The sequence below is a fragment of the Frankia sp. R43 genome (assembly GCF_001306465.1).
GTDB classification, from domain to species: domain Bacteria; phylum Actinomycetota; class Actinomycetes; order Frankiales; family Frankiaceae; genus Parafrankia; species Parafrankia irregularis.
Map to the genome: position 1 here is coordinate 148,308 of NZ_LFCW01000014.1, position 24,151 is coordinate 172,458.

The 24,151-nt window shown below is 66.3% G+C and carries 17 protein-coding genes; 9 read left to right on the forward strand and 8 right to left on the reverse strand.

Features of this window, described 5'->3' with window-relative positions:
• Positions 1-11: 11 nt before the first annotated feature.
• The gene (locus ACG83_RS39325; protein ID WP_054571342.1) at positions 12-1,031 is read left to right on the forward strand and encodes a ParA family protein; all 1,020 of its coding nucleotides are present in this window, start codon (positions 12-14) and stop codon (positions 1,029-1,031) included.
• Positions 1,032-1,040: 9 nt separating this feature from the next.
• Here ACG83_RS39325 and ACG83_RS39330 read toward each other — a convergent pair whose 3' ends face one another.
• On the reverse strand, positions 1,041-1,394 hold the full coding sequence (locus ACG83_RS39330) for a hypothetical protein (protein ID WP_054571343.1): 354 nt from the start codon (positions 1,392-1,394) through the stop codon (positions 1,041-1,043).
• 136 nt (positions 1,395-1,530) lie between these two features.
• On the opposite strand from ACG83_RS39330, the gene ACG83_RS39335 reads away from it, so the two are divergent.
• Positions 1,531-1,740, forward strand: a complete 210-nt coding sequence (locus ACG83_RS39335) for a hypothetical protein (RefSeq protein WP_054571344.1) — start codon at positions 1,531-1,533, stop codon at positions 1,738-1,740.
• A gap of 828 nt (positions 1,741-2,568) precedes the next feature.
• On the opposite strand, the gene ACG83_RS48275 is transcribed toward ACG83_RS39335, so the two are convergent.
• The gene (locus tag ACG83_RS48275; RefSeq protein WP_054571346.1) at positions 2,569-2,790 is read right to left on the reverse strand and encodes a hypothetical protein; all 222 of its coding nucleotides are present in this window, start codon (positions 2,788-2,790) and stop codon (positions 2,569-2,571) included.
• Between the two features lie 40 nt (positions 2,791-2,830).
• Between ACG83_RS48275 and ACG83_RS48280 the strand changes: the two genes are divergently transcribed.
• From ACG83_RS48280 to ACG83_RS39360, 3 genes are all read left to right on the forward strand, one after another.
• Positions 2,831-3,046, forward strand: a complete 216-nt coding sequence (locus ACG83_RS48280) for a pentapeptide repeat-containing protein (protein ID WP_054571347.1) — start codon at positions 2,831-2,833, stop codon at positions 3,044-3,046.
• 668 nt (positions 3,047-3,714) lie between these two features.
• Positions 3,715-4,833, forward strand: a complete 1,119-nt coding sequence (locus tag ACG83_RS39355; RefSeq protein WP_235498476.1) for a M48 family metallopeptidase — start codon at positions 3,715-3,717, stop codon at positions 4,831-4,833.
• The gene (locus ACG83_RS39360) at positions 4,833-5,612 is read left to right on the forward strand and encodes an SDR family NAD(P)-dependent oxidoreductase (protein WP_054571349.1); all 780 of its coding nucleotides are present in this window, start codon (positions 4,833-4,835) and stop codon (positions 5,610-5,612) included. Before ACG83_RS39355 ends, ACG83_RS39360 begins: the two co-directional genes overlap by 1 nt.
• Before the next feature lie 6 nt (positions 5,613-5,618).
• On the opposite strand, the gene ACG83_RS39365 is transcribed toward ACG83_RS39360, so the two are convergent.
• From ACG83_RS39365 to fxlM, 6 genes are all read right to left on the reverse strand, one after another.
• Positions 5,619-6,737, reverse strand: coding sequence for a hypothetical protein (locus ACG83_RS39365; protein WP_054571350.1), 1,119 nt, complete (start codon positions 6,735-6,737; stop codon positions 5,619-5,621).
• A gap of 2 nt (positions 6,738-6,739) precedes the next feature.
• A complete protein-coding gene (locus ACG83_RS39370) occupies positions 6,740-7,708 on the reverse strand; it encodes a thiopeptide-type bacteriocin biosynthesis protein (RefSeq protein WP_054571351.1) in 969 nt (322 codons plus the stop codon).
• Positions 7,690-8,886 carry a lanthionine synthetase C family protein gene (locus ACG83_RS39375; RefSeq protein ID WP_054571352.1) on the reverse strand — a complete coding sequence of 399 codons (1,197 nt, stop codon included), beginning with the start codon at positions 8,884-8,886 and terminating at the stop codon, positions 7,690-7,692. Before ACG83_RS39375 ends, ACG83_RS39370 begins: the two co-directional genes overlap by 19 nt.
• Positions 8,883-11,990 carry a lantibiotic dehydratase gene (locus ACG83_RS39380; protein WP_054571353.1) on the reverse strand — a complete coding sequence of 1,036 codons (3,108 nt, stop codon included), beginning with the start codon at positions 11,988-11,990 and terminating at the stop codon, positions 8,883-8,885. The genes ACG83_RS39375 and ACG83_RS39380 overlap by 4 nt, the downstream gene beginning before the upstream one ends.
• Before the next feature lie 78 nt (positions 11,991-12,068).
• Positions 12,069-12,260 (reverse strand): FxLD family lanthipeptide, encoded by a 192-nt coding sequence (locus tag ACG83_RS39385; protein WP_012157502.1) that lies wholly within the window; start codon positions 12,258-12,260, stop codon positions 12,069-12,071.
• 64 nt (positions 12,261-12,324) lie between these two features.
• On the reverse strand, positions 12,325-13,572 hold the full coding sequence (gene fxlM, locus ACG83_RS39390) for a methyltransferase, FxLD system (RefSeq protein WP_054571354.1): 1,248 nt from the start codon (positions 13,570-13,572) through the stop codon (positions 12,325-12,327).
• Between the two features lie 325 nt (positions 13,573-13,897).
• On the opposite strand from fxlM, the gene ACG83_RS39395 reads away from it, so the two are divergent.
• From ACG83_RS39395 to ACG83_RS39405, 4 genes are all read left to right on the forward strand, one after another.
• On the forward strand, positions 13,898-14,344 hold the full coding sequence (locus tag ACG83_RS39395; RefSeq protein ID WP_054571355.1) for a DUF4277 domain-containing protein: 447 nt from the start codon (positions 13,898-13,900) through the stop codon (positions 14,342-14,344).
• Between the two features lie 694 nt (positions 14,345-15,038).
• The gene (locus ACG83_RS39400; RefSeq protein WP_054571356.1) at positions 15,039-18,449 is read left to right on the forward strand and encodes a helicase-related protein; all 3,411 of its coding nucleotides are present in this window, start codon (positions 15,039-15,041) and stop codon (positions 18,447-18,449) included.
• A 21-nt stretch (positions 18,450-18,470) separates the two neighbouring features.
• Positions 18,471-21,188, forward strand: coding sequence for a DUF1156 domain-containing protein (locus tag ACG83_RS43410; RefSeq protein ID WP_161934855.1), 2,718 nt, complete (start codon positions 18,471-18,473; stop codon positions 21,186-21,188).
• A 36-nt stretch (positions 21,189-21,224) separates the two neighbouring features.
• Positions 21,225-24,089, forward strand: a complete 2,865-nt coding sequence (locus ACG83_RS39405) for an ATP-binding protein (RefSeq protein ID WP_054571357.1) — start codon at positions 21,225-21,227, stop codon at positions 24,087-24,089.
• The last annotated feature ends 62 nt before the right edge of the window (positions 24,090-24,151 follow it).

Consider the following 24,151-nt stretch of genomic DNA (forward strand, 5'->3'; position numbering starts at 1 on the left):
GACGGAGCGGTATGCTCACCTACGCGTTCTGGAACAACAAGGGTGGCACGGGCAAGACCAGCCTCATCTTCCAGGCAGCCTGTGCCTACGCACACAAGTACCCGAACAAGCGGGTGCTCGTCATCGACGTCTGCCCGCAGGCCAACCTGTCTGAACTGCTCCTCGGTGGCCTGACCAACGACGGCAGTAAGAACCTCCTGGCACGCCAAGGGGAGACCGTCCGCGCGACAGTCGGCGGCTACTTCCAGCTTCGCCTGCCGGAGCCCTTCAAGCCCCCCACCATCACCACCAGCGACTTCATCACCAACCCGAGCGCGTTCAACCACGTGGTCCCGACCAACATCGACCTCGTCTGCGGCGATCCGCTCCTGGAGCTCCAGGCGAACGCGATGTCCACGCTGGCGAACACAGTGATCCCAGGCACCAACGTCTGGGTCGCCGTGATCGACTGGTTGAAGGACTTCCTCGACACCATTCGCGAGGACTACGACGTCGCCTTCATCGACGCGAACCCGAGCTTCTCGATCTACACCCAGATCGCGCTGTCGACCGCAGACAGGCTCGTGCTCCCGGTGATGGCCGACGACTCCTCGCGCCGAGCGATCCAGAACGCGTTCTCACTGATCTACGGTCTGAGGCTGCCATCGGACATCTACGCGTCCTATGCCTTTGCGACCAGGCTCAAGGCGGAGGGCCGCGACCTGCCGAAAGCCCACGTGATCGCGAAGAACCGCCTCACCCAGTACATGGGCCCCTCTTCCGCATACGACGCCGTGCTGCGGACGATCGAACAGGACGTCACCGGGCTTTTGAAGTCCAACAAGGAGATCTTCACGTTCGACAAGGCGAAGGATGGGCTGGTCAACATCCGAGACTTCCAGACCACCGGGGTCGTCGCCTTCGCCCGCGGCTGCCCTTTCTACGCGATGAGCGCTGGGAGGCTCGATGTGATGGGCCAGAGGATCCAGGTCAACGAGCCCTACCGACAGCTCTGCATCGAAGCGATCGACGAGCTAGTCGACCACCTCTGAACGCTCCCGCTAGTGGTCGTCGTCGTTAGTTCGTCGGTTATCGGCGGTGGCGGGTAGGTAGAGGCTAGCGGCGATGTCGAGGGCTGCTTCGGGGACGCCGGTCCAGGAGCCGTCGGCCAGGACGGAGTCGGCGTAGTCGTCGTGGCTGGCCCGCCAGATCGCGAAGCCCCACTGGCTGGCGTAGCCCCCGTAGCGCAGCCGACACAGCGGTTGGGTGTCGCCGCCAGGGTCGGTCGCGGTGACGTAGGCGAACGGGCCGCGGTAACGGGTCGAGACCGCGATGATCCCGGGCCACCGTTCGGCGGCGTGCGCGACGAGGCGCTGACGCAGGGAGATTTTCGTCGACTCCGGGATACCCGCCACACCGAATTGAACCTAGATGAGCCGATCCGGTTATTCTCGCGATTTACTTACTCCCGGCCGTGATCGGTGGGAGTGGAACGGGTCCCGCAGGTCGTGATCATCACCAATGGGGTGGTGTATCGCGAAGGAGTTGCGGGTGTCCGTGTCTGCCGACCCGGTTGTGGTCCGGGTCCTCTCGGTAGTGCTGTGCGCCACCGTCTCCGTGATCGCCGGTCTGGCGGTCGGAATCCTGGCCCGCGTCGACGGGGCAAGCCTGGCCGGTGCCGCCCTGACTGGTTGCGGTGCGTTCTCCGTCGCGCTGGGCCTAGCGCTCGCGGTGGCCGGCGTCCTGGCGCGGGGGCTGTGAGGGAAACGCTCGCCGGTGTGCGGTCGACAGGATGAGATACCCGTCGGCCGCACACCGGCCCTTGGCTACGCGGGGTCGTCACCGCCGGGTAGCAGCAGTACGACCACGGTGATCACTCGTGCGATGGTTCCGATGACCGTGGCCACAGTGCGCACCAGCGGACCCACCCGGCGCGCCGGCGATTCGTCTCGCTGGATGTCGGCCGAGGCTGTGTTCCGATGTATCGGACATGGGCATGCCGTTACATGCCAGATAGCCGGCCGTGGTTCACTCACCACGAACCCCCTTATGGGTTCTCATGAGGTCCCCGGTCCGGCGCCGGTCAGAACCGCCAAGAACTGGTGGCGCCGGGCCGAGGAGCCGCCCTGATCAGGCGACGACGCTGACGGTAGCAACCTCGGGCAGATGTCTCCGGAGCCGGTGATCCGGCGATGCACACCGCCGTGGCACATATGCCGACATTTAGCATCAGGTAACGTCATATGTTCGCCGCATCAGATCCGTCGACCACCAATTTTGCGTCTAGTCGTTTTCTGTTGTGTGGATTCTTCGGGTTCGGTTCAGGCTCCGAACCTCGGCCCGGGGCCGACCGGGCCGCGCCCGGCGGTGACCTTCCGTCCCCGGCCGGCCGCGGTGGCGTACAACCCCTCTCATGGCGGGCGACGGGGGAGGACGCCGGTGGACCGGCCGGCGGTGGCTGTGGATCTGCGCGGGGATCGCTGCGGCCGGGGCGGTGGCGGTGGTGATCTGCCATCTGACGGGTCGGATGTATCAGGTTGAGGAGGCCCGCGCGGCGTTGCAGGGCGGGCGCTCACTGCGGCCGCCGCGCTAACCACGGTGGCCGGTGATCTGATCGCGTTGGACGAGACCCGGCAGGCGAACGCGAACACCCACGTCCGGGAGCTGCACGCCACCGCCATCGGCCAGCTCGGCGCGGACAGCCTCGACATCCACCTCGGCGGCATCTACGCCCTGGAACGCATCGCGATCGACAGCGCCGCCGACCAGCGAACCGTCGTCGAGGTCCTGTCCGCATTCGTCCGCGAGCACACCGGTGCTAACGACCCCTCACCGCCACGGCTCACGACCGATGTACAGGCCGCTCTCACAGTCCTGGGTCGTCTCCCCGCCCGGCCGCGCCATCCCCCGCGCCGACCTCACCAGGGCGAACCTCACCGGTGCCTATCTGGGCGACGCGAACCTCACCGGCGTCTCGCTGTTCAGAGCGAATCTCACTGGCGCCGTGCTGATCCTCACGAACCTCACCCGCGCCGAGCTAGGTGCGCACGGGGGTGTCCTACCGTGACAGATCCGTAACATAGGATCGCTTCTGGTGGCCGCTCGCGGCGGGAGGCAGCCACATTTTCCCAGTCCAGAGGGTTGGGTGAGCCTGCAGTGGCCCGTGTCAGTCAACGCGCCGAGCAGCGGCAGCTTCGTGGCCGGATGCGCGAGTTCGGCATGAGCCACGACGAGATCGCTGGCGAGTTCGGGCGGCGGTTTCGCTTCCGGCCGCGGGCCGCGTTTCGGCACGCGTTCGGGTGGACGCTCGAGGATGCTGCCGCCGCGATCAATGCTCAGGCGGCGAGCCTCGGGCTTGATCCGGTAGGCCGGGCGAGCATGACGGGGCCGCGGCTGTCGGAGCTTGAGTCGTGGCCGGCCTCGGGTGCGCGGCGGCCCACGCCGCAGATCCTCGCTCTGCTCGCGCACGTGTATGGCACGGACATCCACCACCTTCTCGACCTTGAAGACCGTGAGCACCTGGCACCCGCGGATCTTCTTCTCCTCGACAGTTGCATGCGTGAGGTCAGCGCGGCGCGCGGCCGGCCGCCGGCCACGTCAGCCGGCGCCGTTCGTGGTCGCGACACTCCTCGATGGCCGGGGGCTGCGGGCAGGCTGCCGCAGCCTGCGCTTCTGCCAGCATTCGTAGACAATGAGCCAATATCCAGTCCTTCTGCAGTGCATTTGCAGGCGCCGGTGCCTGTTGGGGGCGAGGGAGAGGGGCCACCGACGAAGCGTCGCGAGGTTCTCGCCGCGGCGGGCGCGTCTGCCGTCGCGGCCCTGCTCGCCCAGTCGGCAGCGGAGTCGGCGATGTTCGGGCAGCGCTGGGAGGAGTCCGATCTCGGCTCGACGACGCTGGAGCACCTTGATCTGGAGGTGCAGCGGTTCGGCCTTTCCTACCTGCATACGCCGCCCGAGCAGCTGTTCGTGCAGGTCCGGGAGTGCCGGCAGCGGGTCTCCGTGATGGTGGCGGGACGCCAGACGCTGGGTCAGCGGCAGCACCTGTGCGTTGTCGGTGGATGGCTTTCGGGGCTGATGGGGTCTCTGGCGCTCGATCTCGGTGACAGCGCCGTTGCTCATGCGCACTGTCTGACAGCATGGCAGCTCGCCACGGAGTCCGGCGACGCCCGGCTGGGCGGGTGGGTCCGAGGGACCCAGGCGATGATCGCTTTCTACACCGGCGACGCGGCGGACGCGTTGCGTTACGCGCTGGCTGGTCTTGACGTCGCTCCGCGGAACTCGTTCGTCCAGACTCGACTTCTTGCGCAGCTGGGACGAGCCCACGCGCGCCTAGGAGACGCCGACGGTGTGAGCGTCGCGTTCGCCCGTGCGGAGGACTCCTTCGAGTCGGTGACGGAGAAGGCGTCGCACAGCATCTTCTCCTTCGACTACCCCTACCTGCCGTTCTACGCCGGCACGGCCTACACCGCGCTTGCCAGGCCTGAGAAGGCGCGGACCTTCGCCCAGCAGGCGGTGACGTTGTGCGACGCGGCGGCGGTGAACTGGCCGGTCGCGCGGGCCTTGGCCCGGGTGGATCTCGCGCTCGCTGCGGTGCGGCAGAAGGAACCGGACAAGGCGTGCGCGGTGACCGTCGAGGCGCTGGAGATCTGCGCGACCGAGCGACCGTTGGAACTGATCGTCCGCCGGACCGGTGAGGTCGTGCGGGAGCTGCGTCCCTACAAGGAGCTGTCGTCCGTCCGAGACCTTCACGAGCGCCAGACGAGCCTGGCCCGCACGGTCCGAGGCGCACAGCGGACCCCTTCCGACCCCGGCGCCAGTTCAGCGGCGCATGATCGACAGGCGGACATCCTCTAGTGGATCTTCATCTGAACGGTAAGGTCGCGCTCGTCACCGGTGGTTCCCGCGGCATCGGACGGGCGATCGTGTCCCGGTTGGCAGCTGAGGGCTGCCGGGTCGGGATCTGCGGGCGCGACTCCGAGGCCTTGGTCCAGGCCACAGGGAGTCTCCCCCTGGCCGACTCGGACGTCTTCAGCCTGACGGCCGACGTGACCCAACCTGGCGACGTCGAACGTTTCGTCGAGGGAGCGGCCGAGTACTTCGGGCGCGTCGATCTACTGGTCGCGAACGTCGGCGGCACCGTCGGAGGGGATCTTCTCGACTCGACCCCCGAGGACTGGGCGCAGACGTTCGAGCTCAACGCCGGCCACGCCGTCCGGGCGATCCGCAGCGCGGTCCCGCATATGAAGAAGAACGGCGGCGGGTCGGTCGTCATCGTCTCGTCGATCTCGGCATCGAAGCCGTCACCGCGGGCGCAGTACGGGGCGGCCAAGGTCGCGGAGATCTACCTGGCGTCGGCCTTCGCCCGGGAGCTGGGGCCGTTCAACGTGCGGGTCAACGCGGTGAGCCCCGGGTCGATCCTCTTCCCCGGGGGCGGCTGGGAGAACTACGCCCGTCAGCATCCGGAGGACTTCGAGACGTTCGTGCAGCGGGACTTCCCCGCGCACCGACTGGGCACCGCCGAGGAGGTCGCGGACGTGGTGACCTTCCTGCTGTCCGACCGGGCCAGCTGGGTGAACGGAGCCGATATCGCCGTCGACGGCGCCCAGGGCCGGCCGAGCGCCCGCGGCTACTGACCTAGATCACCGTCGCTGAGGGTGTGTCGCCGCGACTATCGCGGCTTCGGCGGTCCGGGCGGAGCCGAGAACAGACTCCAGGACCGGTTCCGGCGGTGTTCCTGCTCGTAGGCCGGAGGCGTTGAGTAGGTCGGCGAGCGCCTCGTCGTGCCTGCCTGGCAGGTCGACCACCTGCGCGGGGCGAAGCCGGAGCACGTCCCGGGCCGCGTACCCGTCCTCGGCTTCGATCACTTCCTCGACGGTCTGGGTGAGGACGCGGGTGGCGGCGTCTGGGTCGGTGGCGGCGGCGAGAGCGGCCACGGTCATGCCGAGGTGGGCACGGAAGACCGCGTAGCCCGGCATCGGGCTTTGTCCCAGGAACTGCCCGATCATGGTGGTGACACCGTGTGCTGTGGAGGTGCCCTCGGCGCACATCACCTCCAGGCACGAGGCGACCTGGAGCTCCCACGGGTACGTCGGCGTGCTTTCCGCCAGGGCCGCGCGGGCCTCGGCTGACGTCCCGGTCAGGCAGTGAGCGAGGATCTTCGCTTGGCGGCCTTCCAGGAGATGCAGTCCGATCCCTCGGTGCGTGTCTGCGTGGGTGACCGCATCGTTCCAGCGGCCGGCGAGTGCCAGGGCGCGGACGCCGTCCCCGACGAGGTGCAGCCACACCCATTCGCGCAGCTTGTGGTGCTCGTCGCGGGTGCCGATGAGGTCGGCCAGTGGGAGGACCTGGCCGTCGATGACCAGGTCGGTGTTCGACGAGACGGCCTGGAACATCGCGGTGAGTAGCCCGAGCGCCTGTTCCCCGTCGCTGGCGCGGATCTGGAGCCGGGCGAGGTTGAGGGCCGGTTCGAGCATGTATCTGGCCTCGTGGATGGTGAGCGGGCGCGGGGCGGCGCGGTAGATGTTGATGTGCTGCCAGCACAGGTCACGGGCGAGGGGTGCCAGGCCACAGTCGCTGGCGAGCAGCGCGGCCTTGTTCAGGGCATGTGCTCCTTCGGCCAGTCCGTCCGCGCCGTCCCGGGCAGCCGCTTGGGCGATTTCGGTGATCTCGGCAACTCGATCGGGCAGAGGCGGGCAGGCCAGGCGGGGACGGCCGATCAGGGGGAAGAAGCAGGCCAGATCCAGGGCTACGCGGTTCATGGTCAGTCCTGGGGCAGGAGGGCTGTGGCAGCCGCGCGGGCAAGAACGGCCTGGCTGGTGGCGGACAGTCCGAGCCGGTTCCAGTGGAAGATCAGTACGTGGGTGACGATCGCCCGGAGTCCGCGGCCGAGCTGTGTCTGTGCTGCGGCGTCGCCGAGTTGGTTGCCTGCGGTGCGGAAGGCGGTGAGCCAGGGGGCGGCGTGTGCGACCGGCCCGCCGGGGGCGAACAAGTCGCTGGTGGGCAGGTCGGGGATGGACAGGAGCAGCCGTACGTTCGCGGCGAGCTGGGCGATCTTCGGGTGGTCGGCGGCCGGTGAGGCGGGGCGTAGCCCGGCGACTCGGGCGAAGACGTCGCCGCGTTCGAAGGTGTCGAGGCCAGCTGCCTGGAGGAGGCCGTTGATCAGCAGGATCGAGAGTTCGCGGCGGCCGAGGCCCGGGGCGTCGTGGCGCAGGTAGTCGAGGACGCCGCGGCTGTCGGCGCAGAACAGTTCATGGACGGTGTCCATCCCGGCTGGGCCGCCGAAGGCGAAGGTTTCCGGCTCGTAGACCGTCGACCACCAGCGGGCGAGGGCTCCGGCGGCGGTCAGCTCGTCGAGCACCTGGTCGACGGCCGCGGTGTCCGCGCGGTGCAGGCGGAGCCGCCAGCAGGGGTGCTTGCGCAGGAACCACCATCCGCCGACCACGCCGCTGGCCTGGAGCTGGTCCAGACGTAGCCCGAGCTGTGTGGCGGCGGTGGCTTCGGCGGTGGACCAGTCGGGGAACTGGACCCGTACCTGGTAGCAGTCCTGGTCGGCGCGCTGTTCGAGCGCCGCGAGCCCAGCCGCCTGGTAGACCCGTACGGCGTCGTCCAGGTCGGCGGGGTCGAGCGCGTTGCTGGTGGCGGTGGCGCGGAGGTCGGCGCCGGCGAGCACCGCGAGGACGCCGGCAGCGAGGTCGCGGGGAGCGGTGACGCTCAGGCTATGAGCAGGCATGTGTCCCATCCCGTGCGTGGCGGTCCGACATGTCGGGTGGATTCCAGCGCCAGGGCAATCCCCGCGGCGCCGGTCAGCAGCCCGTTGTCCTGCTCGTCGGTCGCGGAGAGGTCGGAGGAGGCCGCAGCGTGCCGCGCGAGCCGAGTGGCGATCGCGGGAAGCCGGCGGCCGATGGCGGAGCTTCGCGCGTCGCGGGCGGCTCGATAGGCGGTTTGGTAGATCCCGGCCAGGCCGTGACACAGGCCGAGATCGCTGATCCGGTCGAGCTGGGTGTCGGTCAGGGCGGCGGCGAGGGTGTTCTCGGCGTCCTGTGCCCGTCGCTGATCGTGGGTGGCGAGGGCGGCGAGCTGCTGGGCGCGGGCGATACCGACCGTGCCGTAGCACCAGGAGACACGGCCTGGCCTGGTCTGGGTGGGGCGGCCGGCGCGTAGATCCTCCCGGGTGATCCACTGCGGCCACCAGGGGTTGTCGCCTTCGTCTTGGCGCCACTGGTCGAACCAGCCGGTCAGGGTGGCGATCGCCTCGTCCTGGCCGTCGACCAGGCGCCCTCCGGCGGTGGCGAGAGCGAGGAAGGCGAGCAGGCCAGCCGCGCCGTGCGCCATGCCGAGGTTCGCGTGCCCGCCCGGGGTCGGCAGCGTTTCGTCCGGGTCATGTGTGACCCACCAGCCCGGCAGGTCGGCGCCGTCCTCGCGGCGCGGCCGGGTCAGGCTGACCGTGTACCGCAGGACGTCGGCGAGGATCTCGCTGTCGGGGTGGGTGCGGAGCAGGAGTGCGCCGATGCCGGTCAGGCCGTAGAACAGGTCGTATTCGGCGAAGGTGGTGGGCTCGCCGCGTTCGGCTCGGCTGGCGGCGAGGGTCAGCCGGCGGCGGGTCAGGCGCAGCACGTGGGTGTCCAGCGTGTCGCGGGCTCTGTGGTAGCGGGGATTCCCGTCGGCGGCTGCGTGCAGGAGGAAGGCGATGGCGGGCGCCCCGTAGTACAGGCCGGCGTGCTCGGCCGCATCGACCGGTCCGGCGACGGCGCGCCGGATGTGGGCCTGCGCGGTGTCCCAGCCGGCCGAACCGGTCCGGGCCCGCTCGATCTGTAGCAGTGCTGTCCCGACCGGGCCTCGGGCCAGGGATTGCCTGATCGCGTCGTCGGCGGAGAGCGTCTCGACCGCGGCGGCGGTGCCGGGGGTCACCGGGCACCGGCCAGCGCGAGGTGGCGCAGTGCGGAAGCACGAGCGAGGCGCCCGGTCTCCTTCTCCAAGGTCGGATCGACACCGACGGCGCGCACATGGTGCTCGTGCAGGAGGGTCCGCAGCACTGTCTGCGGATCACGCTGCCGCGCGAGGGCCTGGTAGTACGGGGCCAGCACGATGGCTCGGGCGTTCCAGGCTCTGACGACCGCCTCACCGCCGGTCAGGGCACGAACCGCCTGGTGGTCACCGCCGGGATCGGCCAGGTCGAGAGCCTGGTCCCGCAGGGTGCGGTCCAGGGCGCCGTGCTCCTGCTGAAGACAGCCGACGAGGGCCTGGTACCCGGCCTGCGGGTCGGGGGCGAAGGAGACGGCCAGGTCCACCATCGATGCTGCGGCCAGGGCCTGCGCGGAGATCCCGGACGTCTGGGCCGCCGTGATCTGGGCGGTGGCGCAGAGGGTGTCGGCAGCGAACACCAACTCGGCGGCGGCCAGCGCGTCGCCGTCGCCGTAGCGGGCGGAGTGCTGCGGGAAGGAGGCCAGGGCGAGCTGGCCGGGAAGGCCGCGGGTCTCCAGATCGGCCGCGAAGACGGCCACAGCGGCGGCAACCTGCCCGTAGTGGTCTGGGCTGTGCAGGCGTAGGAACACGGCGAGGTGCTGATCGCTTTCGGGAAGGATCATGTCGCGGTGTCGTCGGACCCACCAGAGATCGACCAGCCCTTCCAGGCTGTCGGCGAGCCTCGGCAGGTGGCCGGTGAGGATGTCGTCGAAACGGGCCGGGTTTCCGACGAACTGCGCGTGTAGAACGGCCGAGTCACCCGGACGAAGCACCGCTCCCGGTGCTGCGGTCATGGGCAGTGGCCGTGCCGGTGGGCTGATCGCGGTCAACGGGATCAGCAGCTCGGCCGGACGTCCGATCCAGCCCTGTGCGTCGGGTGGACCGTCTTCCTGCACCTCGATGCGGCCGGCCCGCTCCAGGTGGGTCAGCAGCAGCGCGCGGTCCAGGTCGCGATCCAGATCGAGGGGTAGGCGAAGCTCGCTGTGGCAGAGCACGACCCGTGCGGGCACGCGCCACCGCTGCCGCCAGGCGCACAGTGCTTTCGGTCTTTCGTCGCCGGACTGGCCGCGGGGCAGGTCGGCGGAGGTGAGGGTCCAGCGGGCGACGGCCAGGACCGTGCGGCCGTAGCGGATGCGCGGGACGTAGGGCAGGACGCGGGCCGCGCCGAGGTCGAGCCCGCCGAACACGGCGGTGCGGGCGTCGGCGACCTCGGCGAGGAAACGGGCCAGCGGTGGGCTCTGCACGCTGGTGTCCAGCGCGTGCGGAATCCGAGGGATCACCCGCCGGCCGGTGGAGCGCTGCACCAGGTACATCTGCGCGGCGTCGGCGGTGACCGCCAGGTCATCCAGATCGATCAACCTGACCTCGGGGCGGGCGGGGTCAGGATGCTCCGAGAGGGAGATGACGGCCGGCAACAGCGGTTCGACGCGCACCACGTTCTCGTTGTGCGGGCGACGCGGTGGGAAGGACAGCTGTGCCGCCAGCGGCTGGTCCCGCTCCCCAGCCTCAGCGCTGGCCGCGTACGTCGCGGCCAGCCGGTCGCGGTCGGCCGGATCGAGCAGGTAGGCGAACCGTCCGGCCATGCTGGTACCGGTCCGCGGGGCGGCGGTGACCCGCAGCCGGAAGTCCCCACGGTCGATCGCGCGAGTCGAGACCGCCCACACCTCGACGCCGAGCTCGACCCGCTGCGGCGGCACGACGTCCTCGTGCTCCCCGACAGCCAGTTCCTCGACGTCCGCGTCGGTCAGCGTGATCTCCTCGGCCCCGTCCACGGCGGCCCGCTGGATCAGCGTCAGGAGCGCGGTGTCGCGGTCGGTCAGCATCCGCCAGGCAGGTCTCGCTCGTGGCGCACCGAGGTAGCCGCCGGGATAGCCCAGCCCCGATTCGGCGACGAGCTCCCGCACCGGCACCAGGGCACCGGGGCCGTAGCGGGCCCGGAACCGGGCGTGATAGTCCAGCCAGGCTGTCGAGCCGAAGGGTTGGCGGGACAGTCGCAGCAGCACGCTCGCCGCCAGCGCTGCCTCGGTGAGGACCCGCTCGGGGACGGAGATGTTCGCGTCGAGCCGCGTGTCGACCGCCAGCATCTGACCTGCTCCCGGTGCAAGCGAGGCCATCCGCGCGGCGACCGTCCGGCGCGTCTGTGCCGCCGGCTGCGGATCGGGGGTGCGGTTGTGGGAGGCCAGCATGGCGCGGAGGCCGTCGAGTTCCCGCAGCGTGTCGCTCACGTCGGCGATGCCCTCGGGGCCTGCGGCACGTAACGCGTCGGCCAGGTGGGTGAGGGCATCGACGGCTGTCGTCGGTGGTCGAAGGTCAGTGATCAGGAGTCCGCCGTCGACCAGACCGTGCACCAGCGCGCGGATCTTGTCCGGGGCGGCGGTGAGGAACCTGGTCGCCGTCCGTGCGACGAGCGCGTCCAGCTGGATCGGGTTGCCGGCCTCCGCCAAGGCGAAGCGGACCGGCCGGGTCAGCCGTACCGACGACTCCCGCAGCGGCCCCGGGCTCGGGGCGCCCACCTCGGCCTGCCGGTGCACGATGACCCGACCGTCGCGCACGATCCGCGCGCTGTCGGCAACCACCATCAGCCGCCCACGCAGCTCCGGATGCCGTTCGAGCTGATCGACGAGCGCCGTGACCCACTCGGCGTCCGCGCGTGCCACGGCTCGATGTACGCGTCCCACCTCCGCGGTAGCCGGCCCGACGGTCGCGGTACTGATGCCGGCGAACATCCCGAACGGCGTCGCGCGCCGCTGCCACCGCAGCAGGTAGGACGCCACCGCGGTAAGGGCACGCTGGATCTCCGTCCCGGAACGCCGCCCGGCACCGTCGTCAAGAATCTGCTCGACGCGGGCGCAGAGATCGGTGCTGGCCAGCCGCAGCGCCTCCCGTACCTCCGGGCGAGCCCAGGTCTTGGCCAGCCAGGCCCGGCCTTCCTGCTCGACCGCAGCGGAGTCGGACAGATCGAGATCGGCGGGCAGGTCGAGGCCGCCCGGGTCCGTCGAGGCGCGGACCTGGACGAAACCGGTGTGCTGGTAGCGCGGGGGCATGCGCATGGCGATCCCCTCTCCTCGCCGGTGCGGCATCTGCCGTCGGCACCCGGGTCGGGCGGGTGCCGACGGCGGACGGCTGGGTCAGGACGGGTCGTTGGAGGAGGTGTTGCACGCGCTGGTGCTGCAGCTGTTGCCGCACCCGTCGCTCGTGTCGCACATCATGATCGCGATCCGGGTGGTGGACTCCACCACCCGCATATCGAGTTCCAACTCCGCGTCGTCGAGGGCGAAGTCCACGGACTCCGTCTGGTCGGCCATCAGCACCGGCGACATCGAGATCACTCCTTGTTCTGGTGGGGGATTTCTCGGGTGGGTGGTGCGTCCTGGACCGGCCGGGTCAGCCAGCGACCGGCCAGGAGATCGAGACCAGGCCGTGGGTTCTCGCCAGCACGGCCGTGCCCTCGCCGGCCGGCGGACGGTCGACGCCCGTTGGCCAGTAGGCGAAGGTCGGGGCCGGTCCGCCCCGTGCCTGGCGATCCCAGGCCTGGATCTGCTCGACGAGCGCGGTGGCAGCGGACTCGCCGTGCGGGCCGTACGCTCGCCCGCCGAACTCGACACCGGCGCCGTCCAGCGCCGGGCGCACCGCCAGATAGGCGAACGAGTCGCCCTGCACGGCCCCGAACGGGAACCAGCTCTTGCGTTCAGCGGCCAGATCGGTTCCCTCGTCCGCCGCCAGCCGGCAGAAGCCAGACAGGAAGCACGCGAACCACAGGTGCAGGTCGGCGAACGACACGCCGTTACGGATCGTGACCCCGGACCACACCTCGGTCCGAGGTGTCGCCAGGACACCGTCCAGAAGATCCAGGTCCTGGGGCGGGTTGGCGTCGAAACGCATCCGGACGTGACGGCCGTGTCCGTCCGGCAGAAGGAAGGCACGCTCGTCGTGGGCGCCGGCACCCTGCATGGGGACGAACCCGCACACCTCGGCCGAGGTGCTCACCAGGTGATCGCCGTCGCGGCGGAACCCGATCGACCGGGTGACCCCGTTCATCCGCAGTGGCACGACGATCCGGCCGTCCTCGGCCAGCTGCGCGAGCCACGCCGGCGAGAGGTCCCAGGCGCCGGCCGTCACCAGGATCGCGTCGACTCGGTCGCCGAGCTCGGCCACGCGGTCCTCCGCGTCCGCGAGGATGACCGTGACCCGGTCCGCGTACCCGGTCGCTTCCAGAAGCGCGCGTGCCCGATCGGTCACCTCCGGATCGATGTCCACGCTGACCACCCGGCCCGACGGGCCGACGACCTCGGCGAGAAGCGCGGCGTTGTAGCCGCTGGACCCGATCTCGATCACGCTCATCCCGGGTCTGAGTCCGGCCTGTTCGATCATCCGAGCCTGGATGAACGGAGCACTGATCGACGAGATGATCACACCATCCGCGGCCCGCTTGATCGCCACCGAGTCGTCAGCGTTGTAAGCAACCTCCAGCGAGGTGCCCTCAGGCACGAACAGATGCCGCGGCACGACACGGAACGCCCGCTCCACCTCCAGCGAGGTGATCATGCCGGTCACGCAGAGCTGGTCAACCAGCGCATTGCGGACCTCCGCCGCCCTGCCTGAGTCGCTGGACGTGCCAATCATCTGAGTCAACGAAGATCCTTCCGGGCGGTCTCGCCTCAGCTTCGCGGCGCCACAGACGGAAGATCGTCTGCGCTCCGGTGGGGTGCGTTGCAACGATCTCCCATGCCGAGGCGCGACTCATTCCCCGGGCGGGGAAGATTTGACCTCGACTGCGCACGGGCTCCTGAGCTGCGGAAACGACGATCGATGCCCTCTCCGATTCGGCGCGTAGGCCCCCGATGCGGGTTGGAAAGTTCGCCAGCCGGTCCGTCTAGCCCTGTCTTCCGCACGTGCGTGCGGTGAGACGGATACCTGGTCTCTTGTTTGGATCAGGTCGGGGTGACCGTGATTGGTAGTGACGGGCCTGAAACTGTTCCTGGCTGTGACGGTCGCGATGGACTACGGGCAGCCGAGTGTGGAGGGGCCGCTCGGCGCGCTGCCCGTCGTGCGTGACTACCTGGCCCGCCTTGATCTGGCGGGCACGAACGACCGGCTCGCTCCGATGCGTGACAAGGTCAACCGGGCCACCCACGGTCAGGTGATCGCCGCGCTGGTCGCGAACCGGCTGACCTCACCGACCCCGCTGCTTCACGTCGAACGGCGGGCACGGAAATGGGCCGTCGAGGAGATGTTCGGTCTCGCGCCGGACGTGTTGAACGACGACCGGGTCGGTCGGGCGCTTGACGCGCCCGCTGGGCGGATGATCTACGGGGCGCTCTCTCCGTGGGGCGCCTGCGATGGTCAACGTCAGCGCCGGACTCGAGGACCCCGACAATGTCAACGGCGACCTCCACGACCGTGATCGACGGAAGCACCAGGCGCAGCAGTACAGCGCAGCACCGTCTGCGCCGACGGGCACATCGTCAGTGCAGACAGCACTTGGACGCTGCCGCGGCCGGCTAACTCCCACACGACCACACCGATCTGAGCGGCGAGTCACGGCCTGCGCCGCTGGTAGCGTTCCACAGCACCACGGGCAGCTGCTCACGGCACATCTACCGGCGCCCGCGCGTGGGACACACCAGCCGACGGACCCGCGCCACAATCAGCGCCTGCCGCACGTCGATCGCCACCTCGGCCAGGGTTCGCTCTTGAGAGAGGTGAACCCGCAAGTCGACAGTCCGCAGCCCGGACAGGTGTGCGGCGTCCACGCCTGCCTGCGGATCAGCTCGCTCCCGTCGGACACGCCCTTGATGACCGGGGGTAGCCCTAAATCGGAACTTCACCAGACAAGATCCATACCGAAACGACACGCTGTGTCGCATCGCGGACCTGGCGTCACCACTGAAAGTGAGGCCGAGCCGTTGATCAGAAACTCCCTCGTGTGCGGCGCGGCTGACCTGCCACGATCCGCGTCTCCGAGAGTGATGCTCCGTCATGTCCTGGATGCGGACTAGGATGCAACCTGCTGCGGAACGTGAGGTTCGTCCGCAACTGGTCACTCATCAGTCTTGCGGGGGTCCATGGGCAACGCACCGGCTCAGGTACGTAACCGTTTGATCTTCCTGGCGGGTCACTTCGCGCAGCCTGTGCGTGTAGAGGACTACGAGGAGATCGCAGAGGGGGTCTACCTGCTGCGGGTGCGGCATAGCAGCGGTGCACCGGACGAGACGCAGGTGACGGCAGACGAGCTGTCCGCTGCGATTGCTTCATCGGCCTCTGTTGAGAACGCCCTGGTGTCACCGGCCGATCTATTCCTGTGGGTTGAGTCCCAGCGGATCAGGCTAGCGTTCGCCCACGACCCACTTTTCGCGGTATCCCTGAGCGGCGTACGGGGTCTTCCGCATCAGATAGAAGCCGTATATCGCCACATGCTCCCGCAGCCTAGGCTGCGTTTCGTGTTGGCGGACGACCCAGGCGCAGGAAAGACGATCATGTCTGGGCTGCTGTTGAAGGAACTCCGTCTGCGTGCGGCCGTCGAGCGGTGCCTCATTCTCTGTCCGGCTCCGCTGACCACGCAGTGGCAGGACGAGATGATGGACAAGTTCGACGAGCAGTTCGAGATCATCAACAGCGAACGGACACATCGTCAGCTCGGCGGTAATGCCTGGGAGCGGTACAGTTTGGCGATCGCCAGCATCGACTTCGCCAAGCAGGAGAGTGTCCGCGGGGATCTTCTGCGCACCGAGTGGGATCTCGTGATTGTCGATGAGGCCCACAAAGCATCCGCGTTCACGAAGCGCGGTAGGGATGAATCGATCGTAAAGACGAAGCGTTACACGCTCGTCGAGGGAGTAGCTCAGCGATCCGAAAGGCTTCTTCTTCTAACCGCGACGCCACACTCGGGAGACGAGGATCGTTTCACACGATTCCTTGGTTTGCTTGATCCGGATCAGTTCTCTACCGCAGATCTCGTCAAGAGGCAGATCGGCATACCCGATAATCCGTTCTTCCTAAGAAGGCAGAAAGAGGATCTACGTGACGAACGCGGAGGCGACCTTTTCGTTCCTCGTCACGTACGAACACAGCCGTTCGAATTGTCGAAACAAGAGCGCAATCTCTACCTTGCGGTGACCGAATACGTGAACACATACCTGGGGAACACGCCTGGTCGGCGGGGTAATGCAGTCGCGTTGGCAAGAACGGTACTTCAGCGCCGCCTCGCTTCAAGTATCGGCGCGATTCACTCGTCGCTGGTCAAAAGGGCCAATCGTCTGGAAGAGGTTGCGGACTCGCTCGAGAAGATGACGGCGTCCGAGCGGCGTCGACGCCTTGACTCGTTGGCGCGGATACCTGCGGAGGCAAGCATCGATGACGCGGAAAGCGGAACTGACGACATCGACGAAGACTCCGACGACTACCTGGCAACACAGGTCAGCGGAGCGACCCAGATCGCCGATCTCAGGGCCGAGGTAACAAGCCTACGCCAGCTGGCAAAAAATGCCGAAGGCGTTATGGGACTGGGCGAGGAGCGCAAACTCGCCGCCCTACGGCGGTGCCTTGAAGGTGCGGCATTGGCCGAATTGCGAGACGGTCGCGGAAAACTGCTGATCTTCACTGAGCACCGGGATACCCTCTCCTACCTCGAACGGCATCTTCAAAACTGGGGGTACAGCGTCTGTTCCATCCATGGAGGCCTCCACGCCGCTGCGAGGAAAAAAGTCCAGCATGACTTCAGGGCGAACAAGCAGATATGCCTGGCGACCGAGGCCGCTGGCGAGGGTATCAACCTTCAGTTTTGTCATCTAATGATCAACTATGACTTGCCTTGGAACCCTGTCAGGCTAGAGCAACGGATGGGACGAGTCCATCGGATCGGCCAAACGACCGAATGTTGGGTCTTCAACTTCTGCGCCGTCAATACGGTCGAAGGCCAACTTCTTGAGCGGCTTCATCGCAAACTAGCCGATATGGCGGGCGACCTCGGTGGACGAGTCTACGACGTCATCGGCGAGCTGCTGGCGATCAATGGCGTCGACTTTGAACGCCTGGTGCGAGACACCCTCGCTAATCCCACCTCCGCCAACACTCGGCGGGCAATGGAAGAGATCGGCCGGATCGACCCTGAGAAACTGAAAGAGTATGAGCAGGCGACCGGAATAGCGCTCGCTAGAAAATATGTCGACGTCGAATGGGTCCGTGGTCAGAGCTTCCTATCTGAAGAGCGCCGACTCATGCCCGAATACGTCGAGTCGTTCTTTCTGGCGGCGGCCGAGAGGGAGAAACTGCGTGTGGAGCGGCGCGCCGACACCTTGCTTCGTGTCGAGCATGTGCCCATCGCACTCCGGAGCGACGACCTGGCGTCGGTGCGACAGCGCGGCCGGTCCGAGGCCGAGTACCGGAAGCTGACATTCCGCAAAGAGCAACGCGACAAGGTCGAACATGAGGACGCCACCCTGTGTTCACCTGGGCATCCACTGTTTGCCGCTTTGACCGAGAGACTTGGCCAAGATCTGGCGAACGCCGGGGTACCTCAGGCCACCGCGACGTTCGTCGACCCCGCGGCCACGGAGCCGTACCTGATTCACCTGTTCGCCTACGAGGTCGTCGGTGAAAGCACGCATGGCAGACCCGAAGCCGTGTATGCCGAGGTAGTAGCAGTGATCGCCGACGGGAACGGGTTGCAGCAGGGGCCAGCGGACGTTCTTCACACCCTCACCCCGGCGCCGAATCACCAAGGGAGCGTCCCCACAACTGACGAGGTCAAGACTGCGACCGACTGGGTGCGAGCCCGCGTACAAATGGCGCGGACCGGCGTCGAGCGGACTAACCGACGAGCGCAGGCTGACATGAGCGCGGAGTACCTCACCAACGCCATCGCGGCCCAGGAACGCCGTCTCCAGGACCGATGGTTGGCCTACGACGAGAAGGTCGCCGCCGGTGACGATTCGTACAGGCTACTACGGGACAACGCCGAGCGCGGTCTCGTCGAACTCAAGCGTCGTAGCTCGACGAAACTTGAGACGCTTGGACGGCTCGGCGTGGTCAGACCAGGCAAGGTTACCCATCTCGGCACGGCCAGCGTCATGCCCCCCATCGTTCCCGAAGACCCTGACTTCGAGGTGATGCGTCCTAGTAAGGAGGTTGAGGACGCCGCGATCGAGGTCGCCATGGCCTACGAACGTCAACACGGTTGGGATCCGGAGTATGTCGGTGACGTCCACGATGGCTCGGGCTTCGACATCCGATCCACCCGAACGGTCGATGGCGGGGCTGTTCATGTCCGACGTATCGAGGTGAAGGGCCGCAGCAGCGTCTCGGGCGACGTCGGCCTCTACCGAACCGAGTGGTTCGCCGCCCAACGCTGGGGAGAAGGTTTCTGGCTATACGTCATCTACGACGCCCTAGCCGCAGACCCCAACCTGATACGCATCCAGAACCCATACACCAATCTCCTAAACGTCGCCGCGATCAGCCAGGTCACCGGCTATCGGGTTCCGGCATCCAGTATCCGGGCCCACTCCTGACCGCAAGGGATGAAGTTCACCGTGGACGACGAGCTGCGGCTCATTGAAGACGCACTGCCCATTGACGTCATCGGGGCAGCGAGCAACCAGGAGAAGACCGGCGGCAGGAAAGGACATCCGACCGCACTGCACAGATGGTGGGCGCGACGCCCACTGGCCGCTTCTCGGGCTGCAGTCTTCTCCGCGCTCGTGCCCGCAGCCGGGCGGGACACCGAGGACGACCGGGACATGTTCCAGGCATTGTGCCAATGGGACGCCGGACATCAGACCATTGCCAATGCCCGAGCCGAGGTACTCGCCGCGAACAACGGTACGCCACCCAAGGTACTCGACCTGTTCGCTGGTGGTGGCGCCATCCCGCTCGAAGCCGCCCGTCTCGGATGCGACGTCACCGCCAACGAGTTGAATCCCGTAGCGCATCTGATCGAGCGCATGACTCTTGAGTATCCGCAGCGTTTTCCAGGACTGGCCGCGGACGTCCAGCGCTGGGGTGCGACCTGGGTGAGTCGCGCGTGGGAACAGGTCAAGGACCTCTATCCGCCTCTGTCCGAGTACGCTGGTCCCGAGCAGCCAGCACTCTCGCTGGAGGGCATAGAGAACCCGGAACCTGACGAGCGCCGGCCTCTCGCCTACCTGTGGACCCGAACCGTACGCTGCAAGAACCCAGCGCTGCCCGAACACCACGTCCACCTGGTCAGGCAGACGTGGCTGGGGAAGAAGGCAGGCCGCCTGAGCGCGTTGAAGCCTATCGTGGACCGGAGAAATCTGACGATCCACTACGAAGTGGTTGTCGCGCCGACGGTCGAGGCGCTCGGCTTTGACCCTACCGAAGGAATCCGCGGGGGAAAGCTTACCTGCCGGATCTGCGGTGCGCTGGTTCCTGGCGAGCACATCAAACAGGAGGGACGCGCCAAACGGATGGGCGTCGCACCTCTAGCTGCCGTCGTACTCCGAAAGCCCGAAAAGGGTCGAGGAGGTAAACTCAAGAAGCCTAGAGGGCGTGAATATATCGCGGTCGGCCAATACAAGCTGCCTGATACTGACGAGTGTCACAGAAGGTTTGTCAACCTCGGCATCGAACTTCTCAGTGAACCGCTACCGAATACTCTCCGTATCACCGGAGGGACGTGCATGGTTTACGGATTCTCGGCCTACCATGAGCTTTTTACTCCCCGCCAGCTCGTCACGTTGGGAACACTCGCGGTGGGTGTACGGAAGATACACGACGAGGCAAGAGAGGCTGGGATGCCCGCCGACCGGGCACAAGCGTTAGCCACTGCACTGGGAACAGTGATCAGTAAAACCGTCGAACGAGGGTTCACGCTTTGTACCTGGGACAACTCGCCAGGAGGCGAGAATATCGTCAGTCCATCCAGACAAGCGCTGCCGATGGTTTGGGACTTCGCTGAGGCCAATCCTTTCGGTGGCAGTAGTGGCGACGTGCGCAAGTACCTAGCGGAGACGGTCGAGACGCTGTCCCGGCTTGAGGCTATCGGTCACGCCTCTCGCTGCATACGCGGATCTGCGTCTTCGGTACCATTGCCTGATGCCTCTCAAGACGCGGTGATTACCGATCCGCCGTACTATGACAATATCTCGTACGCGGATCTATCCGATCTATTCTATGTCTGGCTGAAGCGCTCGGTCGGCTTCCTCTATCCGACCGACCTTGGCGGGGAACTCACCCCGAAGCGAAACGAGGCGGTCGTCGCACCATACAGGCACCAGGGCGACCGGCAGGCTGCTCGCAGGCATTACGAGTCCCTGATGGAGCAAGCATTCAGTGAGGCGCACCGCGTCCTTAAGCCAGGCGCCCCTATGGTCTGCGTTTACGCCCACAAGACGACCCTCGGCTGGGCGAGCCTCGTCGATGCGCTTCGGCGTGCCGGCTTCATGATTACTGAAGCGTGGCCCATCGACACCGAAATGGAGGAACGCGGCGTAGGGCGGGGTACGGCCGCACTAGCCTCCTCCATATTTCTCGTCGCGCGCAAACGGCATGACGGTGTCGGCGTAGGTACTGAGATCGAGGTAATGACTCAACTAGACGGCCTCATTAAAGAGAGCTTGGTGCGGCTGGAGAAGCTCCGCATTACTGGAGCAGACCTCCTAATTGCTGCGGTGGGCGCAGGACTACAGGCGCTCACCGCATTCGAGCGCGTCGAACTCGATAACGGGGAGGAGCTGCCGTCCGAAAAATTCCTTGAGACCGTGCAGGTAAAGGTTCTCGACGCTATCTTTGGTTCTCTCGGGTCCGTCGACCATCCGACCCGTTTTTTCATAGCCTCCCAATACTCGTACGGCTATACTCCAGTTCCCTTCGATGAGATGAATAACCTTGCACGTATGTGCGGAGCAAGCCTCGACGGACCAGGAGGACTCACTGCCGGGTCAAACCCCATGGTAGAGAAGACAGGCTCGACCGTGACGCTGCGAGACTTCACGACCCGCGGTGCCGACGACAAGCTCGGCCTACCGAGCCCGGAAACTGGGCAACCCGCGCCCCTCATCGACGTCGTACACGCACTGCTATGGCGCGCAGAACACCAGCCATCCGACGTCCAAGCCCATTTGATGGCCGCACGACCTGACCTGGAACAGCTCCGACGGGTGGTCCAGGCTCTGGCAGGAAAGGCACTGCGGGGAGCCGGAAATGCTGAAAGGAGCCGCGAAGCGACCGTTGCCGAGGCTCTTCTCGTCTCGTGGCGGAACCTGCTTGAGCGGAACACCCTCATCTGACATCGGTGCCTGAGAGAACCAAGGGGGAGACTCGTCATGACTGGCTCCGCGTACCACCTTGTGCCGTGGACGCACGTTGTGCGCCCGCATGAGGATATCGTCTCAGGCGCCCTTGACATGGGCGTATATGCTGTCAATCTCGCGAGAGTATTCCGCGGCGGCATCGGCATCCCGCCGGTCTATCAACACGCCGGTGAGTTCCACGCGGCCACCTACCTGACCGACAAGATGCGAGAGCTGTTCGCTGACGTCGCGTCGGCGCTGTCCGGCGCCGCCGGCTCCCGCGTTCTCCAGCTACGCACGCCCTTCGGCGGCGGTAAGAGCCACAGCCTGGTAGGACTACTTCACCTGGTCCGCGACCGCGCTGCGTCTGTGGTCGGCAACCCCGACCTTGTATCCCTACCCGACCCCGGTTCGGTCCAGCTCGTCGTGCTATCCGGTGAAGAGCTTGACCGACACACTCCGATGCGGACCAACGGTGTGACTAGTCACACCCTGTGGGGCGAGATGGCCGCACAACTTGGCCGTTACGAGTTGGTTGAGGAGCACGACCGTACCGGAGCCGCGCCTGGCGGCGCGGTGCTTCGGCAAATGCTTGGCGACAGTCCCGTCCTCATTCTGCTGGACGAGGTCTTGGTCTACGTTGAAAAGGCGATGGCGATACGCGAAGGGGACTCGAATGCTGGCCGTCAAGCGATGCTGTTTGTCCAGGCACTGACAGAGGCGGTCAACAATCACCCCAAGGCCGTGATGGTCTACAGCCTGCAGGCGAGTGTCGGTGAGGCTGTCGGTGCCGAGGGCCTGCTCACAGACCTTGACCACCTCGTCGGCCGCGTCGACGCGAAGCGGGAACCGGTATCCGGCGACGAGGTTCTGCGAGTGGTGCAGAGGCGTCTGTTCGCCTCACTCGGTGACGAACAGGTGCAAGCGCAGGTCGCCGAAGCGTATGCCAGCAGCCTGGAGAAGCATCTCCTGGCTAGCGCTGAGACAGCTCAAGGTCGCCGGGAGGCCGTCGATTCTGCAGAACATCTGCGACGCAAGATCCTGACCTCTTACCCTTTCCATCCAGATCTGCTCGATCTGATGAACTTCCGATGGGGATCTCTCCCCAACTATCAGCGCACCCGCGGCGCGCTGCAGTTCCTCGCCTGCACTGTGCACGCTCTGTGGAACAGAGGTGCGATTACTGCGCTCATCGGACCCGGCGACGTGGATCTCTCCGATGAGGCCACGCGGAGCGCGTTCTTCACCCAGGTAGGCGAACGCGAGCGGTACTCGTCGGTACTCGCCGCGGACATCACGTCTTCGGACTGCGGTGCCGCCATCGTCGACCGGCGGCTCAGCGCTGACAGTCCGGCGATCGCACAAATGGCAGTCGGAACCCGCGTCGCAGCCGCCGCGATGTTGTACAGCTTCGGCGCACGCGACGGTGAGGAACGGGGGGTCCTGGGATCCGACCTGATCGCCAGCGTGCTGGCTCCGGGGCTTGACCGGAACGTGGTCGCGGCTGCGCTCGCCGACCTCCAAGAAGAAGAACTTTACCTGCACCGTGCGGGCCGCAGATTTCGCTTCGAACCGGTGCCCAATCTGACCAAGCTCCTCCGGGATACGAGCAACAGCTTCGGTGGTGAGGACGTACTCGCCGAGATCCGCACTGAATTCGAAGATCAGTTCAAAGGTGTGCGCGGCGTCTCCATCTGGCCCGCCGATCCTGGGGCCATCGTCGATGAGAGACCGGTATTCACACTGGCCTACCTGCATCCCGACTGGTCGGGCACGCGCCTTCCGCTTAGCCAGTTTGTCGAGTATGTTAGCAGGGGCAGACTTCGCAGCTATCGGAACGGACTCGCGTTGGTGCTGCCTGAGAGTAGCCAGTTCGACCGCGTCCGGCAGGCGACCCGGAGCCGCATGGCGGCCGACCACCTCCTCGGCAGCAGTAAGCACCGGTTCAACGCCGAGCAACTAGAAGAGCTGGCTCTCAGGAGGGACTCGGCCCGGCGCGATGGTGCCGCCGCGCTCACGCTGGCGTACCGGACAGTTGTCCTTCCTGTACGAGACAGAACCGGCGAGCGGCCCTACAGGATGGAAGAGATCGATCTCCGATCGCTCGTGTCCGCTGGCCGATCCCTCCAAGAACGTGTTTTCGACGCCCTCAGCTCTCGTGTTTTCTCCACCATCACTCCGTCCAAACTGGTCAGTCTAGGCGGACTTGGCCCAGAAAAAGAACTTATCCCTTGCGCCGAGCTCGTTGACTGCTTCTTTTCCTACTATGAATTTGTAAAGATTCGCGACAAAGGCGTGATCGCCGATGCGATTGCGCGGGCGGTGTCCAATGGCGACGCCGGATACGTGGTAGGCCTAACCCGATCAAATGAGAAAATTGCTCCGCGGGACCGTCGCGCTGTACGGTTCGAACTGACACTCCGGCCAGACGAAGTCGACCTTTCTGAGGATGCGGCGATAATGTCGGCTGACTATGCTCGTTCACTTCTCAAGCCCGAGCAGTCGAGCGACGACGAAAACAAGACTCAAGGGAATGAAGTTGATCAGGGTCCTGCCTTGCCTCATCCGATCGATAATCCCGCTACAAGGCCGACTGACATACGTTCAACGTTAACTCGTCAACATGATACCGTTCGAACGGCTCAGATCTCGGCCCACTTTGACAGATCCGGTCTCTTCAGACTCGTGCGCGCGCTCTCGAAACTGCGTGATGTTGACGCCCGGGTGGAAGTGGACGTCAAGCTACGAGTCGAGGGGGAACTCGACCGGGCAGAATTCCGAAACTCAGTGATAGAGCCAATAGACGAAGACGGGCATGACGTAGATATACAAAGAGCCTTTTCAATCTTGGTTTGTCTGATTCTCCCGGCGGTTAAGGGTCACCAATTGACGAATTGAACGGGAACCGGCTCGGGCCGTTCCATCATCTGGCGACGGCAATAGTTGGTCGGGCGGCGGGC